This is a genomic window from Allobosea sp. GW821-FHT10B12 (assembly GCF_059415545.1).
Map to the genome: position 1 here is coordinate 286052 of NZ_JBWKNL010000004.1, position 21991 is coordinate 308042.

Sequence of the window (21991 nt, forward strand, 5' to 3'; positions counted from 1 at the left end):
ACGGGTTTCGGGCGAAGGCAGGCTTCAAACGAATGTCACTGAAGTCTGCGCCCAGTTTCGATTCGTGCAAAGCACGAAAGCGGGAGTATCAGCCTGAAAAGTGAGCAGCGCTCCGGATAAACCGGTGGTCCGGCAGGGCTAGCCGCGCCTGCGATCCTCGACGATGGCGAGCGCGGCCTGGAAGGCTTCCTCGACGCCAAGCGCGGAGGTGTCGAGCTGCACCGCATCCTCAGCCGCCTTGAGCGGCGCATCGCCACGGCCGCTGTCCCGGGCGTCGCGGCGGCGGATATCGGCGAGGATGCCGTCCAGCGTCGCCGCCTCTCCCCGGCCCGCCAGTTCCCTGTGTCGGCGGGCAGCGCGGACTTCCGGAGTCGCGGTAACGAAAAGTTTCACCGTAGCGTCCGGGCAGATCACGGTGCCGATATCGCGCCCGTCGAGCACGGCTCCGGCATCCGTCGCGGCGAAGCGGCGCTGCCGGTCGATCAGTGCGCGCCTGACGGCAGGAATCGCCGCCACCACCGAAGCAGCCTCGCCGATCTCGCGGCCGCGCAGCCGTGATTCGTCGATGGCCGCATCGTCGAAGCCCGCGGCGCTTGCGGCGGCGGCCTCGGCGTCGTCGAGCGGCTCGCCGGCATCGAGCATGGTGCGGGCGACCATGCGATAGAGCAGGCCGGTGTCGAGATAGGGCAGGCCGTAATGGCTTGCGAGCCGTCGCGCCAGCGTGCCCTTGCCGGAGGCCGCCGGCCCATCGACGGCGATCACCAGCCGGTTTGCCCTCTGGCTCGGGGAGGCTATCGGCTGGGTTACGGGCACGGATCTCGTCTTTCGTCGGCGCTCAAGTCGAGGCAAACTTCTAAAGCACCGGGCGCGCCGATGCGAAGCGGTTTTGCAGTTGATGTCGCAGGCTTGTGCGATGGCTAAATCAGGATTTGACAGCGACGCTTCGCCCGACTAACGGACGCCCCTGCTTTTTACGAACCCTGTCCGAACTTGAAGGTCCGACGCCGTGGCGAAACCGGAACTTGGTACCAAGCGCGTTTGCCCGGTCACGGGCCGCAAATTCTACGATCTCGACAAGGATCCGATCGTCTCGCCCTATACCGGCCAGTCCTACCCGCGCTCGCTGTTCGAGCCGCAGGCCAAGGCTGCCGCGCCGGCACCCAAGCCTGCCGATGACGAGGATGAGACGGAGGCCGCCGATGGCGCGGTCGAGCTCGTCTCGCTCGACGACGCCGATGCGGAGGCCTCCGAGAAGGAGCCTGTGGTCACCAGCGACGAGGACATCGAGATCGAGGATGACGGCGTCGCCGGCGATGACGACGACACCTTCCTGGAAGAGGACGAGGAAGGTGACGACGACGTTTCCGACCTGATCGATGGCGACATCGAGGGCGACGAGGACGCCTGAGCGGCGCCAGAATCGCGTCGGATTGCGCTCCTGAAAAAAGCGCGACAGGAACGTGACATCAGTGCTTGTGTCTTGGCGCAAGCTTGCCTATAGAGCGCTTCGTCGCTGCGGCGACGAGCGCGGACCGGCTCGAAAGAGCTTTCGGACTGTGACGATTTCCCGGCCTTTCCCCAAGAAGGTCGGCAGAGTGGGGCCATAGCTCAGTTGGGAGAGCGCTTGAATGGCATTCAAGAGGTCGGCGGTTCGATTCCGCCTGGCTCCACCAAATCTCTCCAGGTCGTTAATCCCCCAGCATCGCGTGATTGCAACGCCTTGGTGCGCCACTGATCTGGCAGGAGCGCCGGGAAGAGGCGCGAAGATCTGTAATGGGATGTGTTGAGCGCGCCGGTCGCGTCATGAGTGTAGCCGCGAATCGATTGCCGATCCGGCCTGCAGCAATGCGAACTCGATATCTCGGCAGACGCTTCCGGATATAATCCTACGCTGGGTCGAATATTCGCTGAGCCTCTGCAGCACTGGGCGCAGCACGCCAAGACTGCGAGGTCTGCTTGCCAAGGCCACGAGCCCGGCAATACATTTTCTGTTGCAGTGCAATATTACGGCTGCGGCACTGAAGCGCACCCCGTACATGGATCCGCAGTGTCGACCAAAGTGTTGTCTTGACGCCAAACTCCTAGAGTTTCACTATTCCAAACTAAGAGAATGGCGACATGCGCCCTCTGGGAGGTATGAGATGCTGAAAGAGCTATCACGCCGCCAATTTTTAGCAGGGGGAGGAGCCGGACTAGCCGGCTCGGCCATCGCTGCACTCGGCTTCGGCGGGCCGGAAGAAGCACTCGCCCAGGCGGTCCGCCCGTTCAAGCTGGCTCAGACCACCGAGACGCGGAACACCTGCCCGTACTGCTCCGTCGCCTGCGGCGTCATCATGTACAGCCTGGGCGACAAGTCCAAGAACGCCCATTCCGCCGTCGTCCATATCGAAGGCGATCCGGATCATCCGACCAATCGCGGCACGCTCTGCCCCAAGGGCGCGGCGCTGCTCGACTTCGTCCATTCCGAGACGCGCACCAAGTTCCCGCAATATCGCGGCCCCGGCGAGCGTGAGTTCCGCCGCATCAGCTGGAACGAGGCGCTCGATCGCATCGCCCGATTGATGAAGGACGATCGCGACAAGAACTTCGTCGCGACCAACCAGGACGGGGTGACCGTCAACCGCTGGCTGACCACGGGTTTCCTGGCGGCTTCGGCGACGACCAACGAGACCGCCTTCCTGACCTACAAGGTGGTCCGAAGCCTCGGGGTCTTGGCGTTCGACAACCAGGCGCGCGTTTGACACGGACCGACGGTGGCCAGTCTGGCCCCAACATTCGGTCGCGGTGCGATGACCAACTCCTGGACGGACATCAAGAACACCGACCTCGTCGTCATCATGGGCGGCAACGCCGCTGAAGCGCATCCGTGCGGCTTCAAATGGGTCACCGAGGCGAAGGCCCAGCGTGGCGCCAAGCTGATCGTCGTCGATCCGCGCTTCACGCGCTCGGCCGCTGTTGCCGATTTCTATGCGCCGATCCGACAGGGCACCGACATCGCCTTCCTGCTCGGGGCGATGAAGTACTGCATCGACAACGACAAGATCCAGCACGACTATGTGCGCACCTTCACCAACGCGCCCTATATCGTGAAGGAAGGCTTCGGCTATCAGGACGGTCTGTTCACCGGCTATGACGAGGCCAAGCGCGACTATGACCGCTCGAGCTGGGAGTACGAGCTCGGTCCGGATGGCTATGTCCAGGTCGACGAGACGCTGCAGCATCCGCGTTGCGTCTACCAACTCCTGAAGCGGCACATCGCGGCCTATACGCCGGAGATGGTCGAGCGCATCTGCGGCACGCCCAAGGACAAGTTCCTGGCGATCTGCAAGATGATCTCGGAGACCTCTGCGCGCGACAAGGTCATGACCTCGATGTACGCGCTCGGCTGGACGCAGCATTCCAAGGGCTCGCAGAACATCCGCTCCATGGCGATGCTGCAGCTGCTGCTGGGCAATATCGGCGTGCGCGGCGGCGGCATGAACGCCTTGCGCGGCCACTCGAATATCCAGGGTCTCACCGATATCGGCCTGATGTCGAACCTGATCCCCGGCTATCTGACGCTGGGGACCGACAAGGAGGTCGATTTCTCGACCTACATGTCGACGCGCGGCTTCAAGCCGCTGCGGCCGAACCAGATGAGCTATTGGCAGAACTACAGGAAGTTCATGGTGAGCTTCCTGAAGGCGATGTGGGGCAAGGCGGCGACGCCCGAGAACGACTTCGCCTATCAGTGGCTGCCCAAGCTCGACGTGCCCGGCTACGACATGCTGCGCTATTTCGACATGATGCATCAGGGCAAGGTCAACGGCTATTTCTGCCAGGGCTTCAACCCGCTGCTCTCGCTGTCGAACCGCGGCAAGGTCACGCAGGCGCTGTCGAAGCTGAAATTCCTGGTCTCGATGGACCCGCTGCAGACCGAAACGGCGCGGTTCTGGAAGGACGAGGGCGTTCATAACGACGTCAAGCCCGAGAGCATCCGGACCGAGGTCTTCGAGCTGCCGACGACCTGCTTTGCCGAGGACGAAGGCTCGCTGGTCAACTCCGGCCGCTGGCTGCAATGGCACTGGCCGGGCCAGGAGCCTCCAGGCGAGGCGAAGACCGACACCTGGATCATGGCGCAGCTGTATCAGCGTCTGCGCGCGCTCTACCAGAAGGAGGGCGGAGCCTTCCCGGATCCGATCGTCAATCTCCACTGGGCCTATCGCGATCCGGACGATCCGCAGGCGGACGAGATGGCCAAGGAGCTGAACGGCTACGTCGTCTCGACCGTCAACGATCCGGTCGACCCGACCAAGATCGTGCTGGAGAAGGGCAAGCAGGTCGACACCTTCGGCCAGCTGCGCGACGACGGCTCGACCGCCTGCGGCTGCTGGATCTACGCCGGCTGCTGGACCGAGCGCGGCAACATGATGGCCCGTCGCGACACCAGCGATCCCGGCAACACCGGCGCCTATTCCAACTGGGCCTTCTCCTGGCCGGCCAACCGGCGCATCCTCTACAATCGCGCCTCGGCCGATATCGACGGCAAGCCCTGGGATCCCAAGCGCAAGCTGATCGAGTGGAACGGCACCAACTGGTCCGGCTACGACGTGCCGGACATCGCGCCGACCGCGAAACCGCGCGATGTCGGCCCGTTCATCATGAACCCCGAGGGCACGGCGCGGCTGTTCTCGCGCGGCATGATGAAGGACGGTCCCTTCCCGGCGCATTACGAGCCGTTCGAGAGCCCCGTCGTCAACGTCCTGGCCCCCAAGATCCGCGGCAACCCGGCCGCGCGCATCTTCAAGGACGATCTGGCGGCGCTCGGGACTTCGGATAAGTTCCCCTATGCGGCGACCTCCTACCGGCTCACCGAGCACTTCCATTTCTGGACGAAGCATGTCTGGGTCAATGCGGTGCTGCAGCCGGAGTTCTTCGTCGAGATCAGCGAGCAGCTCGCGAAGGAGAAGAACATCCAGCCCGGCGGCTGGGTGAAGGTGTCCTCGGCCCGCGGCGTGGTCCACGCCAAGGCGGTAGTGACCAAGCGCATCAAGCCGCTGATCTGCGACGGCAAGACCGTCCATGTCGTCGGTATCCCGCTCCACTGGGGCTTCACCGGTGCGGCCAGGAAGGGCTTCGGCCCCAACAGCCTCACCCCGTTCGTCGGCGACGCCAACATCGAGACGCCCGAATTCAAGGCGTTCCTGGTGAATGTCGAGCCGAGCAACGGACCGGCGGTCGGCTAGGGAGGCGGCGATGGCAGGATTGCAAAGTCAGGACTTCGCCCGCATCTCGGCCACCAATTTCCGGCCGCCGGACATACGCCACGATTTTGAGGTGGCGAAGCTCATCGACGTCTCCAAATGCATCGGCTGCAAGGCCTGTCAGTCGGCTTGCCTCGAATGGAACAATCTGCGCGAAGAGGTCGGGATCAACCGGGGCGTCTATGACAACCCGCACGATCTGACGCCGAACACCTGGACGCTGATGCGGTTCACCGAATGGGAGAACCCGCAGAGCGGCAATCTCGAATGGCTGATCCGCAAGGACGGTTGCATGCATTGCGCCGATCCGGGCTGCCTCAAGGCCTGCCCTTCGCCCGGCGCCATCGTCCAGTACAACAACGGCATCGTCGATTTCGTCTCGGAGCACTGCATCGGCTGCGGCTATTGCGTGAAGGGCTGCCCCTTCAATATTCCGCGCATCAGCCAGGCCGACCACAAGGCTTACAAGTGCACGCTCTGCTCCGACCGCGTCTCGGTCGGCCAGGCGCCGGCCTGTGCCAAGGCCTGCCCGACCGGCGCGATCGTGTTCGGCACCAAGCAGGCCATGCTGGACTACGCGCAAACCCGGCTCACCGACCTCAGATCGCGTGGCTTCAGGAACGCCGGCATCTACGATCCGCCCGGCGTCGGCGGCACCCATGTGATGTATGTGCTGCAGCATGCCGACCAGCCGCAGCTCTACGCCAACCTGCCGCAGAATCCGCGGATCAGCCAGGTCGTCGAGCTGTGGAAGGGTCTGACCAAATATGCCGGCATGGCAGCAGTCGGCTTTGCCGCCGCTTTCGCCTTCGTCCACGCCACCGTGGCCAGGCGCAACGACGTCAGCCGCGCGGAAGACCGCGAGGCCGAGCATCTGATCGACGAGGAGGCCGCCCGTGGCCGTCAGGCGTGAGGAAGAGCGCACGACCGTCGACCGCTATCCCGGCCGCGTGCGCGTCAATCACTGGATTACCGCGATCTCGCTGATCCTGCTCGCGATCAGCGGCGCGGCGCTGTTCCATCCCTCGCTGTTCTTCCTGAGCAGCCTCTTCGGCGGCGGCTCGAACACCCGCTGGCTCCATCCCTGGCTCGGCATCGTATTGCTGGCGAGCTTCACCATCCTGTTCATCCAGATGGTCCGGTACAATTTCTGGACCAAGGCCGATACGAAATGGATGGGGCATATCGGCGAGGTAATGTCCGGGCGCGAGGAGAACCTGCCGGAGATCGGCAAGTATAACGGCGCGCAGAAGATCATCTTCTGGCTGATGGCGCTGCTGATCATCGTCCTGTTCGTGAGTGGGATCATGATCTGGTACGAGTATTTCGGCACCAGCTTCACCATCGAACAGCAGCGCCTCGGCCATATCGTCCACGCGCTGGCGGCGGTGGCGATGCTGCTCGTCGTGATCGTCCACATCTATGCCGGCTTCTATGTGCGTGGCACGATCAGCGCGATGACCGAAGGCAAGGTGACCGGCGGCTGGGCCTATCGCCATCATCGGCTCTGGCTGCGCGGCGAAGCGCGGGAAGGCGTGATCGACGAGCGCCAGACGCCGCCACGCCGGCATAACGCGCGCCCGGCAGAGTAAAGCAATGCCGAGGCGGCCAGGGCCGCTCCGGTCCCCGACGTGACCCGTGTGGTTCGGAAGGTCTGTGCCTGATGAGTGAAGATCAGGGCTTTGCCACATTCGAGGATGTCGGCATCGCCGAGCGTGACAAGCCGCCCTTCCTGCGCCTGCCCGAACCGCAATCGCTCTTCGGCCTGCGCGCGATGCGCTTCAATGCGCTCGCACCCGGTCATCAGCTGGAACCTTATCTGCGCTTCCTGGCCGCATTGTCGCAGGCGCAGGACAGGCTGGTGGGCGAGGTCGATGTGCCCGTGCTGCCTTCGCTCGACGAGCAGCGCCGCCGCGCCGCCAATGCGATGCCGCCCGTGCCGCGCGAGGATCTGGCCGAGGATGAGACCGCTGCCGCCTGCTTCATGAAGCTGACCGCATTGATGGACGAGATCGCGATGCCCGAGCTCGCGCACGAGGCGCTCGGCCGCGCCAGGACCGCGGACGAGGAGGGTCGGCGCGTCTTGTTCGCGGCCGTGCTCAGCGATGCGGTGCCCGCCGAGACCGTCGCCGACCATATCTTCGCGGCGGCGGCGCTTCAGGTTGCCGCAGCCAAGCGCACGGCCGGGCTCGATGCCTTGCTGCCGCAGCCGGTCGCCGACGGCGTCTGCCCTTGCTGCGGCGGCCCGCCGGTGACGAGCGCCATCGTCGCCACGGTGGACCTCGACGGCGTGCGCTATGTCCAGTGCTCGCTCTGCGCGGCGCAATGGAACCATGTCCGGGTGAAATGCGTCTCCTGCGGCTCGACCAAGGGCATCAACTACCAGGCGATCGAGGGCATTGCCGACACGATCAAGGCCGAGACCTGTGACGAGTGCAAAACCTATGTGAAGATCCTGAACCAGCGAAAGGATCCCGAGCTCGAGGCGGTGGCCGACGACGTCGCGAGCCTGGGGCTCGACATTCTCGTTTCCGAAGCCGGCTGGCGGCGCGCCGGCGTGAACCCGTTCCTGCTCGGCTATTGACCATTCTGTCTCCCGGAGGGAGCTGATGAACAGACCCGAACGTTTCCGCCCGCCATCGGTCGACGAGGTGCTGCGCAGCCCGCATTGCGAGCTGGCGATCGCCCGCCATGGCCGGCAGGCTGCGACGGGCGCCGTCCGGCAGGTACTGGAGCGTCTGCGCCGGGACGAGGGCGTGGCAGCCATCCCGGTCGAGGCCATCGCGGAACGGGCGCTGGCGAGCCTGGAGGACCGGGAGCGGCCCTCGCAGCGCCCGGTCATCAACCTCACCGGCACCGTGCTGCACACCAATCTGGGCCGCGCGCTGCTGGCGGAAGAGGCCATCGAGGCCGTCGTCGCGGCGATGCGGGCCCCGACCAATCTCGAATACGAGATCGCAGCCGGCCAGCGTGGCGAGCGCGACGCGCATGTGCGCGGCCTGATCCGCGAATTGACCGGGGCCGAGGATGCCGTCCTCGTCAACAACAACGCATCCGCAGTGCTGCTGGTGCTCAACACCTTCGCCAGGGAGCGCGAGGCGATCGTCTCGCGCGGCGAATTGATCGAGATCGGCGGCGCCTTCCGCATGCCCGACATCATGGCGCGCGCCGGGGCGGTGCTGCGCGAGGTCGGCACCACCAACCGCACCCATCTGCGCGACTATGCCGAGGCGATCGGCCCGCAGACCGGGCTGTTGATGAAGGTCCACACCTCCAACTATCTGGTTCAGGGGTTCACCGCCGAGGTGTCGCCTGCCGAACTCGCCAAGCTCGGCCGCGACCATGGCATCCCCTTCGTCGACGATCTCGGCTCCGGCACGCTGGTCGATCTGGCGCGCTGGGGTCTGCGCCATGAGAAGACGGTGCAGGACGCGCTGAAAGGCGGCGCCGACCTCGTTACCTTCTCGGGAGACAAGCTGCTCGGCGGCCCGCAGGCTGGCATCGTCGCCGGCCGGAAGGACCTCGTCGCAAAGCTCGCCAAGAATCCGTTGAAGCGGGCGCTCAGGCTCGACAAGCTCAGGCTGGCAGCGCTCGAGGCGACCCTGAAGCTCTATCGCGATCCCGACCGGCTGGCGCAGCGCCTGCCGACACTGCGCCTGCTCACCCGCTCCGCCGCCGAGCTGCATGCCTTGGCCGAGCGGCTGCTGCCGGTGCTCGCCAGCGCGGCAGGTCCTGGCTGGGCCGTCGCGATCGTCGATTGCTCCAGCCAGATCGGTTCCGGCGCGCTGCCGCTGGAGACGCTGCCGAGCGCAGGGCTGGCGCTGAAGCCCGCCGCCAAGGCGTCCGGCTCGGCGGTCGAGGGGCTCGCTGCGGCTTTCCGTGCCTTGCCTCTGCCGGTGATCGGCCGCATTGCGCAGGGCGCGCTGTTGTTCGATCTGCGCTGCCTGGAGGACGAGGCCACCTTCACGAGCCAGCTGAGCCGGTTGAAGCCGCGAGCGGACCATGCGCTGGCTTGACCGCCTGTTCGGCAAGGACAAAGCGGCGCCTGCCGATGTCGGCACGGCGATGGCCGAGGCGACGGCAGCTGTCGAGCGTGGCGACCATGGCGCTGCGCTGGCGATCTGGGGCCCGCTCGCCCATGCCGGTGTCGCCCGCGCCCAGAACAATGTCGGCGCCTGCTTTGCCGAGGGGCTCGGCGTCGAGCGCGATCCGGCTCTTGCTTTGCGCTGGCTGACGCTCTCGGCCGAGAATGGCGATCCGGTCGGCCAGCGCAATCTCGCGACGCTGTATTTCAAGGGTGAAGGCACCGAGCAGGACAATGGCGAGGCGATGCGGCTCTATCGCCTCGCCGCCGAGCAGGACGATGCGGCCGCCCAGGACATGCTCTCCTGGATGCTGCTCGAAACCGGACTGGAGGTTGATCGGCCGGAGGCGCTGCGCTGGGCGAAGGCGGCGGCCGAGGCCGGCATCGCCACCAGCATGACCCGGCTCGGCATGATCCATCACGATGCGCTCGGCGTGGAGCGCGATGCCGACTTGGCTGCGCAGTGGTGGCGACGCGGCTCTGAGGCTGGCGATGCTGACGCGATGGCGATGCTTGGCGCCGCTACGCTGCTGGGCCAGGGGCTCGACAAGGACCCGGCCCGCGCGCTCGCTCTGCTGCTCGAGGCCGAACGCAATGGCAGCCTGCTTGCCGCGCCCTTCGTCAAGGCCGCGCGCGCTGCCGTCTCCCCGGCGGAGGCTTAAGGCGGTGATCATCGGTACGGCCGGCCATATCGACCACGGCAAGACCTCGCTGGTGCGGCGGCTGACCGGCGTCGATACGGACCGGCTGAAGGAGGAGAAGGAGCGCGGCATCACCATCGCGCTCGGTTTTGCCTATTGGCCGCTAGCTGATGGCCGCGTCGTCGGCTTCATCGACGTGCCCGGCCACGAGAAGCTGGTCCACACCATGCTCGCCGGCGCCTCCGGCATCGATCTCCTGCTGATGGTGGTCGCAGCCGATGACGGGGTGATGCCGCAGACGCGCGAGCATCTCGACATCGCCCGCCTGCTTGGGATCGGGCAGGCGGTGGTGGTGGTGACGAAGTCGGACCTGGTCGAGGACGATCGTCTCACCGAGGCGCAAGCAGAGATCGAGGCGCTGCTGGCCGGGACGCCTTTTGCCGAAGCGCCGATCCTGCCGGTTTCGACGGTCACGGGCGCCGGCATCGATGCGCTTGCACAGCTGCTGCGTGAGCTTGCCCGGACTGGGCAGATGCGCCGTGGCGATAGTGCCTTCCGGCTCGCCGTCGACCGCTGCTTCACCTTGCCCGGCGCCGGCACGGTCGTTACCGGCACGGTGCTGTCCGGTAAGGTCTCGGCAGGCGATAGCGTCACGGTCTCGCCCTCCGGCATCACCGCACGCGTGCGCTCGATCCACGCCCAGAACCGCCCGGCCGAAAGCGGCGTTGCGGGCGATCGCTGCGCGCTCAACCTCGCTGGCCCCGACGTCTCGAAGGATGCGATCGTGCGTGGCGACATGATCGTCTCGCCCGCTTTGCATGCGCCGGCAGCACGGATCGATGCCGAGCTGACGGTCCTTGCCTCGGAAAAGAAGCCGCTCGCGATGTGGCAGCCGGTGCGGCTGCATCACGGCGCCAGCGAAACCGGCGCACGCATCGTCCTGCTCGGCAGTGAGGTCGCACCCGGTACGACGTCGCTGGTTCAGCTCGTTCTTGAGACGCCGATCGCGGCCGCGGCGCTCGACCGCTTCGTACTGCGCGACGCCAGCGCCTCGCGGACGCTCGGCGGCGGCCGCTTTCTCGATCTGCGCGCGCCGGAGCGAAAGCGTCGCAGTCCGGAGCGCCAGGCACAGCTCCGTGCCCTCGCCAAAAGCGACCATGCCGAGGCGCTGCGCGACCTGCTCGATGTGCCGCCGCATCACGTCGATCTCGATGCCTTCGCCCGCGACCGCGCGCTTGGCGCTGGACAAACCGAAGCGCTGGCCGCGCAGCTCGGGCTGGTGCGGATCGGTGCAGCGGTGATGTTGCCGGATATCTGGCAGCGCCTCTCCAGGGCGCTGGTCGAGACGCTGAAGGCCTATCACGTCGAAAACCCCGACCAGCAGGGCATGGGGCTGGAGCGGCTTCGGCTTTCGCTCCAGCCGCGGCTGCCTGCCGCCCTGTTCCGCACGGCTCTCGCGCAGCTGGCGGCGGTCGGCGAACTGGTCGTGGTCGGTTCCTGGATCAGGCGGCCCGAGCATGAGATCAGGCTGACGCCGGAGGACGAGGCGCTCTGGAGCAGCGTCGCGCCGCTGATCGGGGCCGGCGAGCGCTTCCGGCCGCCGCGCGTGCGCGATATCGGCCAGATGCTCGGCCGCCGCGAGGACGACATCCGCCGCCTCTTTCGCCTCGCTGGCCGGCGCGGCGATGTGCACGAGGTCGCGCTTGACCACTTCTTCCTGCGCGCTACGGTTTCCGAAATGGTCGGGATCGCGGCCGAACTCGCTGCCGCCGATGCCGCCGGCTTCAACGCCGCGCAGTTTCGCGACAGGCTCGACAATGGCCGCAAGGTCGCGATCCAGATCCTGGAATTCTTCGATCGCCACGGCGTCACCATCCGCCGCGGCGATCTCAGGCGCATCAATCGGCAACGGCTCGACCTGTTCGGCCCGCCGCCGGATACGCAAGCTGGAGGAGAAGCGTCCCCGGTGGGGCGTCCGGACTTCAAATCCGGGAGGGGCCGTCAAACGGTCTCTGGTGGGTTCGACTCCCATTCTCTTCCGCCAGTTCACTGAAGGCGCCATGACGCAGACAAGAGCGCCCGCCCTCGATCTGATCGCGAGCTTCGAGCAGGCCGCCGAGGATGCGCGCCAGGCCGAGAACGCCTATCGCCGCGAGGCGGCGACGCGGATCGACGCGCTGGCGCGCGAGCGGGCAAACGCGTTCCGCCGGCTCAACCTGGTGCGCACCGCCGCGGCTGCCATCGCCGATACCGGCGAGCCGGAAACGGCAATGCCGCGTGCCCGTCTTGCCGTCGCCGATGCGCTCGGCTGGAGCGAGATCGGCCCGCGACAGGCGCTGGTACTCGACCGGCTCGTGCCGGTGTTCGAGGTTATGCAGGGCGAGATGACCGAAGGCGTTCCCGGCGCCGCCTCGCAGGATGTCCTGCGCGCCTTCGAAGTCTGGTACCGCACCGAGACCGGTACGGAGTTCTACGACCTGTTCGAGCGCCATATTCCGGATACGCCACGTGTCGACTTCTAGAGGGCTGGGCACCGATTTCGAACGCTGGCTCGCGAAGATGCTCCGCAAGGGGCCCTTCACCGCGCTGATCGTGCTCGTCAGGATCGCCGCGCCGAAGCTGGAGCCGCTGCGCTCGACCTTCGTCCATGTCGTCGGCGACGAACTCGACTGGGGCGACATCGTCATGCTGCTGCGCGGCGCCGGCGTGAGCTGGGACGGTGCGGCCTTCTTCCCGACCCGCGAGGATGGCGGGCTCGTGCCCGACGAGCTCGCGCGTGCCCGGCTGCGCGAGCTCGAGGCAGCGCTGGATCAGGACCGGCTCGTGCTCAACAAGGGCGAATTCTTCGACGTCTGGGGCCGCCGGCTGCAGGTGGCGGAGGCCTGAGGCGTAACGTCATGCTCGGGCTTGACCCGAGCATCTCAGGACGAGAAGGCTCCCTGACATTTCCGAGCTTCTCGGGTCTGCGCTTCGCTCCGCCCGGGAATGACGGCGAGTATCAAGCCACGACGACACGCCCCAGACCGGCTTCGACAGTGCCGACGATGCGTGCCGACGAATAGCCGCGGCCATGGATGTGCGCGAGCAGATCCTCCGTTCGTCCCGCTGCGCAGGAGACCAGCAATCCGCCCGAGGTCTGCGGATCGGTCAGGAGATGCCGTTGCCAGTCCGGAAGTCCGGCGGGCAGATCGACGCCGTCGCCATAGCTCGCCCAGTTGCGATGCGAAGCGCCGGTGACGCGCCCCTCGCGGGCCAGCCGCCCGGCCTGGGACAGGAACGGCAAAGCGGCCAGCTGCAGCTTCAGCGTCGCCTGCGAGCCGCGCGCCATTTCAAGCCCGTGACCAAGGATGCCGAAGCCGGTCACGTCGGTGATCGCGTGCACGTCGGCGTCCCTGGCGAGTTCGGCGCCGACACGGTTGAGCAAGGTCACGGATGCGATCATCTCGTCATAGGCCTCGGGCGACAGCAGCTCTTTCTTGAAGGCGGCCGAATAGATGCCGACGCCGAGCGCCTTGGTCAGGATCAGCGCGTCGCCCGGCTTCGCCCCGCTGTTGCGGCGCAGATTCTGCGGCTTCAGCAGGCCGATCACCGCCAGGCCATAGATCGGCTCGGGTGCGTCGATCGAATGGCCGCCGGCGACGGGGATGCCCGCCTCGGCGCAGATCGAGGCGCCGCCCTTCAGGATCTCGCGGGTCATCTCGATCGGCAGCTTGTCGAGCGGCATGCCGAGGATGGCGAGCGCCATGATCGGCGTGCCACCCATGGCATAGACGTCGGAGATCGCATTGGTCGCGGCGATGCGGCCGAAATCATGGGGATCGTCGACCATCGGCATGAAGAAATCCGTGGTCGCGACCACGCAGGTCTCGTCGTCGATCTGCCAGACAGCGGCGTCGTCGCCGGTTTCCGTGCCGACGAGGAGTTGGCGATAGGGGCCGGCGGCCGGATGGTCGGCCAGCAATTGCTGCAGCACCGCGGGTGCGAGCTTGCAGCCGCAGCCGCCGCCATGCGCCAGGCTGGTGAGGCGCGGCGCCGCGGCGCGCGGCGGGGCTTCGAGCTCGATCGTGTCGCTCATCTCTTTGGTCTCCATCAAGCGGCGCTCTGGCGTGTCGATGCCAGCGAGCGCCAGGCGCCGGCCAGCTCCGTGATCGCGGTGTCGATGTCCTGCGCCGTGCTGTCCCAGCCGAGCGAAAGCCGCACCGCGCCCAGCGCCGCCGCGCGCTCGAAGCCGAGCGCAGTCAGGATGGCGGAAGGCTCCTCGCTGTCGGCATGGCAGGCTGAACCGACCGAAGCCATCACCGTGGGGCAGGCCTCGAGCAGGCGCCGCCCGGAGACACCGGGGAACAGGACGTTCAGCGTGTTCGGCAGCCGGAGCTCGGGATCGCCGACCAGCACGAGCCCGGGCACGGCCTCGCGCAGGCCGGCCAGCAGCCTTTGACTCAAGGCCGCAAGCGCGGCACGCCGATGCTTCAGACGCTCGCCGGCCAGGGTGCAGGCAGCGCCGAGGCCGACAATGTAGGGAACGTTCTCGGTGCCGGGCCGGATGCCGCGTTCCTGCCCGCCGCCGACGAGCACAGGCCTCAGGACGACGCTCCGGCGGAGGAACAGCGCACCGATGCCTTTCGGGGCATTGAGCTTGTGGCCGGCAATCGACAAGAGATCGACGCCCAGCTCGCGCACATCGACGGGCAGCTTGCCGACCGCCTGCGCCGCATCGGTATGAGCCAGGGCGCCGGCGGAACGGGCGAGGGCGGAGATGTCGGCCACCGGCTGCAAGGTGCCGATCTCATTCTGCGCAAGGATGAGCGTGACCAACCCGGTTCCCTGCGCGATCGCTGTCGCCATGTCCGCAGTGCTAACGATGCCGTCGGGACCGGCAGCGACACGCCGGACGACGCGCCCGGCGGCCTCGTGTAAACGGCAGCATTCCTCGGTTGCGGGATGTTCGATCGCGGTGGTGACGATGGCTCTGCCATCGTCAGGGGCAATCGCTCCCCGGATCGCGAGATTGTTCGCCTCCGTGCCGCCGCCAGTGAACAGGATTTCGTCCGGTGACGCGCCGATCAGCCCGGCGACCTCGGCCCGCGCGCGTTCGACCGCCGCGTGCGCCTGGCGACCGAGCGCATGGCTGGACGATGGATTGCCGAAGGCGCCGGTCAGGAACGGCATCATTGCCGCGAGGACCTCGGGCGCGACCGGCGTCGTGGCATTATAGTCGAGATAGACTGGCCGCATCGCAAGTCCTCGCAGGAACGGGGCGAAGATATCGCCTTCGCCCCGACATCGCACTCAGGCTGTCCGTTCGGCCGATCTGATGGCGTACCTGAACGTGTCGGGGTCGAGGCAGTCGAGCAGCGCTCCGGCGACCTCCGCCTGCGGGTACATCAGGAAGCCGACCTTGTGCTTCGAGCCCGGCAGGACGAGGTCGTGCGCGACATTGTAGCCGAGCCAGTTGCCTTCCCAGGCGCCGAACAGCACCTGCCGCGCCGCGATGACCTTGGGATTGTCGACCGCGTTGTTGCCTGGCGGCTCCTCCAGCACGACCTTGCGGACATCGGCTGGATCGGTCGCGACCCAGCCATGGCCGTCGAGCCAGATCTCGGCCCGGCAATGCTGCGCCTTGGTGATGACGTCCGAACCGGTCCCGAGGCTCTTGTAGCCGAACTTCGAGGGCGCGACGCGGATGCCATAGATGTCGCGGGCCGGGATGCCGACGCTGCGGACCAGAGCGACATAGAGTGCGTTGAGGTCGGCACATTTGCCGCCGAGATTGCCGGTGCGCAGCATCGAGGCGACATCGCCCGTGCCGCAGCCCCGGGTTTTGGCGTCGCGGAAGGTGTTGGCGACGACCCATTCGTAGATCGCCCGCGCCCGGTCGAGATCGCTCGTCTTGCCGGCGGCTGCCTTTTCCGCGGTCTCCCTGACGATGCCGTCGGTCGGCATCAGCTCGGTCGCCTCCAGATAAAGCGCGCGGTCGGCGGCACCCAATGCCGACGCTGTGTCCTTCGTGCCGAGGTCCTCGGCACGGTCGCGCAGCGAGAAGCTGCTCCGGACCTCGACGCTTGGCGCCGTCTCACCATCCTTGAAGACAACATGCAGCAGCTCGGCGCCGTATTTCGGATCACGTACCACCTCAGCCGCGATCGCATTGGTCTCCCAGCTGTTTCTGCCGGGCTTGATCCATTCGCCCTCGCGCAGCGAAGGCAGCGGAATCCAGGCCTGGGCCTTCCCCTTTGCCGACAGGTCGAGGCGGGTCGCCACCTCGAAGTCGCGCCAGGCGCCGGGCTTCGGCGCGAAGGGCGTATCCTGCGCGGCAGCGAGGCGCGGGACGGACAACGCCGCCGCAGCGGCGGCACCGGTCTTCAACATGTCGCGACGGCTGATCACTGCGATGTCTCCTCTCCCCGTTGCTTGCTTCTCGATTGTGTGGTCGGCAAAGCTGCGAGCGCTGCCGCTACCGCCGGGCTCGTCCAGTCGAGCGGTTCTTCGGTCTTCAGCGCAGGCTTGAGATCGCGGTCGAGCACGAAGCTCGTCGGCAGGCTCTCGACCTTCCAGGCCTTCATCGTGGCGCGGTCGCGATCCAGCAGGATCGGAAAGGGGACGGGGCGGTCGCGGAAAAAATTGCGCACGCGTGCGTCGACCTCGCCGACATTGACCGCGAGGATGACCGGGGGACTCGTTCCCCTGACGGCGAGCGCATTCAGCGACGCCATCTCCTCGATGCAGGGCGCGCACCATGTCGCGAAGAAATGGACGATGACAGGGCTGCTGCGAAGGTCGGCTAGAGCGATGCCGGGGCCGTCAAGCTGGTCGAGCGCAAGCACCGGTGCCGTTTCGGCACCCCAGGACTTGAATTCATTGGCTGCGCCGGGCGCACTGGCGACAAGAAACCAGGAGGCGACCAGCAGGGTGCGCTGGAACAGCCTCGAGCTGGAACTCGGTCGATGAGCGCCCCGAAACTCGGGAGCCGTGTCGGCAAGCACAGCACATCTTGTCGGGAGTACCCGGGGGACGTCAATTTCTACTTTTGGCACGACAATGCCAAGGTGCGCGGGCGTGGTGCGCCGGCTCAAGGCGTGGATCTTGACGCAGACTTCCCGGCCGGGCGCGATCTGGTCGAGATCGGGCGGGTTGATCCGCGCCTCGATCCGCCGCCATGGCGATCTTGCCTTCGGCCTGGGCTAGTCCGGCGATGAACTGGCCTCTGGGGCCTTCGAGGCTGACAGCCTAGCGCTTGATTGCCGGGCAGGCGCTCTGGGCGAGCGGGCGGAAGGCCTGGTCGCCGGGGATGGTGGCGACGAGGTCGTAGATGTCCCATTCGCCCTTCGACTCCGCCGGCTTCTTGACCTGGAAGACGTAGAAGTCATGCACCATGCGCCCGTCCTCGCGGAGCTTGGCGTTGCGCACGACCTCGTCCTCGATCGGGACTTCCCGCATCTTTGCGATCACCGTCTTGGCCTCGTCCGACTTCGCGGCGACGACCGCCTTGAGATAGTGCCGGACCGAGGAATAGACGCCGGCCTGGATCGCCGAGGGCACCGCGCCATGCGCTGTCTTGAAGCGCTCGGAGAAGGCACGGGTGCGCTCGTCGAGGTTCCAGTAGAAGCCCTCGGTCAGGATCGTCCCCTGCGCGGCGGCAAGGCCGACGCTTTTCACATCCATCGCCGTCAGGAAGAAGGCGACCAGCTTCTGCTTGTCCTGGCCGATGCCGAAATCGCGCGCCGTCTTGATCCCGGCGACGGTGTCGCCGCCGGCATTGGCGAGCGCGATCAGATCGGCGCCGGAGCCCTGCGCCGTCAGGAGCTGCGAAGACAGATCGACCGCCGGGAAGGCGTGCCGGACCGAGCCTGAGTAGACGCCGCCCTTGGCGGTGACAAGCGTCTTGGCGTCGGCTTCGAGCTGGTGGCCGAGCGCGTAGTCGGCGGTGACCAGGTACCATTTGGTGCCGGGCTTGGTCAGGTGGTTGGCGATCCCGGCGACCTGGACATAGGTGTCCCACATCCACTGGACGACATGGTCGGGCTGGCAGGCGTCGCCGGTCAGGCGGGCCGTGCCGCCGGGGAACAGGCCGACGCGGTTCTTATCCTTCAGCAGCGGCGGGATGGCGAGCTGCAGCGAGGCATTCGACATGTCGGCGAGCACGTCGACGCCCTGCCGATCGATCCATTCGCGCGCGATCGCCGAGCCGATATCGGCCTTGTTCTGGTGGTCGGCCGAGACCACCTCGATCTTCATGCCCTGGCATTCGGCCTTGAGGCAGTCCTCGACCGCCATGCGGGCGGCGGTGATCGAGCCCTTGCCGGTGATGTCGGAATAGACGCCGGACATGTCGGTCAGCACGCCGATCTTGACGGCGCCGTCCGAGATTTCGGCGGCGGCAGGCAGGGCGCCGAGCAATGCGGTGGTGACGGCGAGCGCCGAGGCCAGACCCTTCATGTGAATTCCTCCCGTGATTATCGTTTGTCGTTGCTAGCGGTCGTGCCAGTGCGCCATCGGCAGGCCGGCGACCGGTGATCTGAATGAGGGGATGCGGCTGCCGCGCAGGCTGCCGATATAGGCGGTGCGCAGATCGGCGCCGCCGAAGGTGATGCTGGCGAACCAGGGCGCGATCGTGCCGCCGCAGGCGAGCATCAGCTCGGGCGTCGCCTCGTCGCGGGCGAAGGCGGCCATCAATGCCTTGCCGGCTTCGCTGCCGCGATCGTCGTCGAGCAGGATGCGCAGCTCGCCTTCCGGCGTGATTGCGAAGATGCGGTCGAGCATCACATGCGTGCCCCAGAGATTGCCATGGGCGTCGAAGGCGATGCCGTCGATGAAGGCGCCATGGTCGCTCGGGCCGAAGGTCTCGCTATCGGTCAGGCTGCCATCGGCCCCAACCCGCAATCGCGTCACCCGGCAGACGCAGGTCTCGGCGACGTAGAGCCATTCCTCGTCGGCATCGAGGCGGATCTCGTTGGTGAAGGCGAAGCCGTCGGCGACGATGCGCAGGCGGCCGCCATCATAGAGCGCGACATAGCCGTCGCGGACATTGGGGCTCATCGCTCGCATCCAGTTTGTCGTCCGGGTCGAGATCGTCAGCCAGATCCGGTCCTTGCTGTCGCGCAGCACGAAGTTGACCTTGCCGATCGCCTGCCCGTCGACGCGATCGACCAGCACGCGGGTCTCGCCGGAGCGGGTCATCATCTCCAGCCGGTCGGTGCCGAAATTCGAGATCAGCACGTCGCCATTGCGGGCGAAGGCGAGCCCGTTCGGCAAGGTGCCGGAGACGAAGCGCGCCTCCTCGTCGGCGGCCTCTGCGAAGCCGCGGCTCGTGGTCTGGGTAATCAGCTGCTGCGTACCGTCCGGCCTGATATGGACGACGCCACCGCGCGCATCGGCGCTCCAGAGCGAGCCGTCGCGCTCGGCCAGGATGCATTCCGGCCGCTGCAGGCCCTTGCCGACATAAGTGATGGCAGCGGGATCGATGACGAAGCCGTCGAGCGGGTTGGGGCGAGGCGGCATCAAAAGTTCACGCGGTCGCCGCCCTTGAGGCCGAGCGTCACGCGGGCCTCCTCCGGCGTTGCGATCTCGTAGCCGAGTTCCTCGACGATGCGGCGGATCTTGGCGACCTGCTCGGCATTGGAGGTCGCGAGCTTGCCCCTGCCGATGAACAGGCTGTCCTCCAGCCCGACGCGGACATTGCCGCCCAGCATCGCGGCCTGCGTGCAGAACGCCATCTGATGGCGCCCGGCGGCGAGCACCGACCAGTGATAGTCCTTGCCGAACAGCTTGTCGGCGGTGCGCTTCATGAACATCAGGTTGTCGAGATCGGCGCCGATGCCTCCCAGAATCCCGAAGATCAATTGCAGGAAGACCGGCGGCCGGAACCAGCCGCGATCGAGGCAATGGGCGAGATTGTAGAGGTGCCCGACATCGTAGCACTCATGCTCGAACTTGGTGCCGTGGCCCTCGCCGAGCAGCTTGTAGATGCGCTCGATGTCGCCGAAGGTGTTGCGGAAGATGAAGTCCTTGGTGTTGGCGAGATAAGGCTGCTCCCAGGGATGCTTCCAGTCGCTGTATTTCTCGGCGAGCGGGTGCAGCGCGAAATTCATCGAGCCCATATTGAGCGAGCACATTTCCGGCGCGGCCTTGAGCGGCGCGGCGAGGCGCTCCTCGACGGTCATGGTCAGGCCGCCGCCGGTGGTGATGTTCACGACCGCATCGGTCGCCTGCTTGATCCGCGGCAGGAACTCCATGAACACCGCCGGGTCCGGCGTCGGGCGGCCATCCCTGGGATCGCGGGCGTGTAGGTGCAGGATCGCCGCGCCCGCTTCCGCCGCCGCGATCGCCTGGCTGGCGATCTCGTCCGGCGTGATCGGCAGATGGTCCGACATGGTCGGCGTATGGATGCCGCCGGTGACGGCGCAGGTGATGATGACCTTGCTCATGAAGCTCTCCTTCGTCCCTGCGTTCAGGCTGGTAAAATCGCCACGGCGCGGGTCCAGCCGGCCGAGCCGTTGCGGACCTTCACCGGCAGGCAGCTGATGGTGAAGCCGGTCGCAGGCAGCGCTTCGAGATTGTGCAGCTTCTCGATCTGGCAGTAGCCGGCCTCGCGCCCGGCCTTGTGCCCCTCCCAGATCAGCGAGGCGTCGCCGGTCTCGGCGAAGCGGCGAGCGGTGTGGCTGAACGGCGCATCCCAACTCCAGCCATCGGTGCCGACCACCTTGATGCCCTGCCGGACCAGATGCAGCGTCGCCTCGCGGCCGAAGCCGCAGCCGGAATCGACGTAGTCCGCCTGCCCATAGCGGGCGCCAGCCCGCGTATTGGCGACGACGATCTCCAGCGGGCTCAAGCTGTGGCCGATGCGCGCGAGCTCGGCGTCGATCTCCGCGGGGGTGACGACATGGCCGTCAGGGAGATGGCGGAAGTCGAGCTTCACGCCCGGTCGCAGGAACCAGTCGAGCGGGCATTCGTCGATCCGGAGCGCCGGCGCGCCGCCATCCTGCGTCGGGTGGTAATGCCAGGGCGCATCGACATGGGTGCCGTTATGGGTCGAGATCGTCGCGAGCTCGACCGCCCAGCCCATGCCGTCCGGAAGCTGCTCGGGCTTCAGGCCGGGAAAAGCCGCCGCAATGTCCTTCGCGGTCGCCGCATGCGTGCGATAGTCGATTTTGACCTTCTGGAAGGGCGGATCGGCAGGAACGTCGTTCTCGAGCGGAATCGACAGATCGACGAGGCGGCCAGGCAGCATGCCGGTAGGTCCTCCCATGAGGATGTGTTCTCTGTGGTTCGAATTTGGACGAACGTCCGACCTATAGCAAGCCCACCGCTTTCTGGTAAGAGCGATTCGCTGGATTTCCGGAGGGCACGATGTCCGCGATGCCGACGCGCGACCGCATTCTCGACGCTGCCGAGCGGCTCTTCGCCGAGCGTGGCGGTGCCGACGGCGCCTCGATGCGCGATCTTGCGGCCGCGGCGGGCGTGCGGCTCTCGCAGTTGAGCTATCATTTCGGCTCGAAGGAGGCGCTCTACCGCGCCGTCTTCGCCCGCCGTGCGCATGCTTTGGCGCTGGCGCGCGCGCAGGCGCTCGGCGAGGCCATGGCCCGGCCGGTGCTCGACGTCGGCGAGATCGTCGCCGCCCTGATCGGCCCCTCGGTCCGCCAGCGCTTCAGCGAAGGCGTGCAGGGCGCAGCCTTCGCGATGATGACCGCCCGCGAGGCTGTCGATCCGCGCGAGGCGGCACGCGGCGTCGTCGCCGAGCATTTCGATCCGACCGCACGGCAGTTCGTCGCGGCGCTCGGCAAGGTCTACCCGCAGGCGCCCGAGGGTGCGCTGGTAGACGCCTATCTCTTCATGGTCGGGGCTCTTGTCACGACCATGGCCGCCGGCGACCGCGCCATGCGGCTCGATCGGCAGCGCGACTCCGTCCCGGCGGCTGAGAACGCCGATCTCCTGCTGCAGCGCCTGACCGGCTTCTGCGCCGCCGGCATCGACGGCCTGCTGCGGGGCCGCTGAGCCGGTCTATTCAGTCGGACAAGGGAAAGTGG

19 protein-coding genes, 2 tRNA genes and 1 pseudogene are annotated in these 21991 nt (G+C 66.7%); 13 read left to right on the top strand and 9 right to left on the bottom strand.

What is annotated here, in order from left to right:
• Positions 1-138 precede the first annotated feature (138 nt).
• Positions 139-765, bottom strand: a complete 627-nt coding sequence (cmk, locus tag AC07O0_RS15975) for a (d)CMP kinase (RefSeq protein ID WP_494624994.1) — start codon at positions 763-765, stop codon at positions 139-141.
• 241 nt (positions 766-1006) lie between these two features.
• On the opposite strand from cmk, the gene AC07O0_RS15980 reads away from it, so the two are divergent.
• The 12 genes and pseudogenes from AC07O0_RS15980 (at position 1007) to AC07O0_RS16035 (ending at position 12854) form a co-directional block, all read left to right on the top strand.
• Positions 1007-1408, top strand: a complete 402-nt coding sequence (locus AC07O0_RS15980; RefSeq protein ID WP_494624672.1) for a TIGR02300 family protein — start codon at positions 1007-1009, stop codon at positions 1406-1408.
• A gap of 189 nt (positions 1409-1597) precedes the next feature.
• Positions 1598-1673: transfer RNA gene (locus AC07O0_RS15985), tRNA-Ala, on the top strand.
• A 468-nt stretch (positions 1674-2141) separates the two neighbouring features.
• Positions 2142-5225: a formate dehydrogenase-N subunit alpha gene (gene fdnG / locus AC07O0_RS15990; protein WP_494624673.1), complete on the top strand. Its 3084-nt coding sequence runs from the start codon at positions 2142-2144 to the stop codon at positions 5223-5225.
• Between the two features lie 10 nt (positions 5226-5235).
• Complete coding sequence (fdxH, locus tag AC07O0_RS15995; protein WP_494624674.1) at positions 5236-6156, top strand: formate dehydrogenase subunit beta; 921 nt, start codon at positions 5236-5238, stop codon at positions 6154-6156.
• Entirely contained in the window at positions 6140-6835 is a 696-nt protein-coding gene (locus AC07O0_RS16000; RefSeq protein ID WP_494624675.1) for a formate dehydrogenase subunit gamma, read from the top strand. The genes fdxH and AC07O0_RS16000 overlap by 17 nt, the downstream gene beginning before the upstream one ends.
• Before the next feature lie 71 nt (positions 6836-6906).
• Positions 6907-7827: a formate dehydrogenase accessory protein FdhE gene (gene fdhE, locus AC07O0_RS16005; protein WP_494624676.1), complete on the top strand. Its 921-nt coding sequence runs from the start codon at positions 6907-6909 to the stop codon at positions 7825-7827.
• 25 nt (positions 7828-7852) lie between these two features.
• Positions 7853-9259, top strand: a complete 1407-nt coding sequence (gene selA, locus AC07O0_RS16010) for an L-seryl-tRNA(Sec) selenium transferase (protein ID WP_494624677.1) — start codon at positions 7853-7855, stop codon at positions 9257-9259.
• Complete coding sequence (locus AC07O0_RS16015; RefSeq protein ID WP_494624678.1) at positions 9246-9989, top strand: tetratricopeptide repeat protein; 744 nt, start codon at positions 9246-9248, stop codon at positions 9987-9989. The genes selA and AC07O0_RS16015 overlap by 14 nt, the downstream gene beginning before the upstream one ends.
• Positions 9922-11808: pseudogene (gene selB / locus AC07O0_RS16020) on the top strand (selenocysteine-specific translation elongation factor); the annotation flags it as partial. The gene AC07O0_RS16015 and the pseudogene selB, both read left to right, overlap by 68 nt.
• Positions 11809-11916: 108 nt before the next feature.
• A tRNA-Sec gene (locus AC07O0_RS16025) sits at positions 11917-12012 on the top strand.
• Between the two features lie 16 nt (positions 12013-12028).
• Positions 12029-12490, top strand: coding sequence for a hypothetical protein (locus tag AC07O0_RS16030; RefSeq protein WP_494624679.1), 462 nt, complete (start codon positions 12029-12031; stop codon positions 12488-12490).
• The gene (locus AC07O0_RS16035; protein WP_494624680.1) at positions 12477-12854 is read left to right on the top strand and encodes a hypothetical protein; all 378 of its coding nucleotides are present in this window, start codon (positions 12477-12479) and stop codon (positions 12852-12854) included. Before AC07O0_RS16030 ends, AC07O0_RS16035 begins: the two co-directional genes overlap by 14 nt.
• Positions 12855-12966: 112 nt before the next feature.
• Here the strand turns inward: AC07O0_RS16035 and selD are convergent, their stop codons facing one another.
• From selD to AC07O0_RS16075, 8 genes are all read right to left on the bottom strand, one after another.
• On the bottom strand, positions 12967-14043 hold the full coding sequence (selD, locus tag AC07O0_RS16040; RefSeq protein ID WP_494624681.1) for a selenide, water dikinase SelD: 1077 nt from the start codon (positions 14041-14043) through the stop codon (positions 12967-12969).
• 14 nt (positions 14044-14057) lie between these two features.
• A complete protein-coding gene (locus AC07O0_RS16045; RefSeq protein WP_494624682.1) occupies positions 14058-15203 on the bottom strand; it encodes a cysteine desulfurase family protein in 1146 nt (381 codons plus the stop codon).
• Between the two features lie 54 nt (positions 15204-15257).
• Positions 15258-16352: a transglutaminase-like domain-containing protein gene (locus AC07O0_RS16050; protein ID WP_494624995.1), complete on the bottom strand. Its 1095-nt coding sequence runs from the start codon at positions 16350-16352 to the stop codon at positions 15258-15260.
• Positions 16352-17041 carry a TlpA disulfide reductase family protein gene (locus AC07O0_RS16055; RefSeq protein WP_494624683.1) on the bottom strand — a complete coding sequence of 230 codons (690 nt, stop codon included), beginning with the start codon at positions 17039-17041 and terminating at the stop codon, positions 16352-16354. The genes AC07O0_RS16050 and AC07O0_RS16055 overlap by 1 nt, the downstream gene beginning before the upstream one ends.
• A 154-nt stretch (positions 17042-17195) precedes the next feature.
• A complete protein-coding gene (locus AC07O0_RS16060; RefSeq protein ID WP_494624684.1) occupies positions 17196-18404 on the bottom strand; it encodes an ABC transporter substrate-binding protein in 1209 nt (402 codons plus the stop codon).
• 33 nt (positions 18405-18437) lie between these two features.
• Entirely contained in the window at positions 18438-19466 is a 1029-nt protein-coding gene (locus AC07O0_RS16065; RefSeq protein WP_494624685.1) for an SMP-30/gluconolactonase/LRE family protein, read from the bottom strand.
• Positions 19466-20392, bottom strand: coding sequence for a 3,5-dioxohexanoate:acetyl-CoA acetone transferase (gene kce, locus AC07O0_RS16070; RefSeq protein WP_494624686.1), 927 nt, complete (start codon positions 20390-20392; stop codon positions 19466-19468). The genes AC07O0_RS16065 and kce overlap by 1 nt, the downstream gene beginning before the upstream one ends.
• Positions 20393-20415: 23 nt before the next feature.
• A complete protein-coding gene (locus tag AC07O0_RS16075) occupies positions 20416-21195 on the bottom strand; it encodes a cyclase family protein (RefSeq protein ID WP_494624687.1) in 780 nt (259 codons plus the stop codon).
• 119 nt (positions 21196-21314) lie between these two features.
• On the opposite strand from AC07O0_RS16075, the gene AC07O0_RS16080 reads away from it, so the two are divergent.
• Positions 21315-21959, top strand: a complete 645-nt coding sequence (locus tag AC07O0_RS16080; protein ID WP_494624688.1) for a TetR/AcrR family transcriptional regulator — start codon at positions 21315-21317, stop codon at positions 21957-21959.
• Positions 21960-21991: the final 32 nt, after the last annotated feature.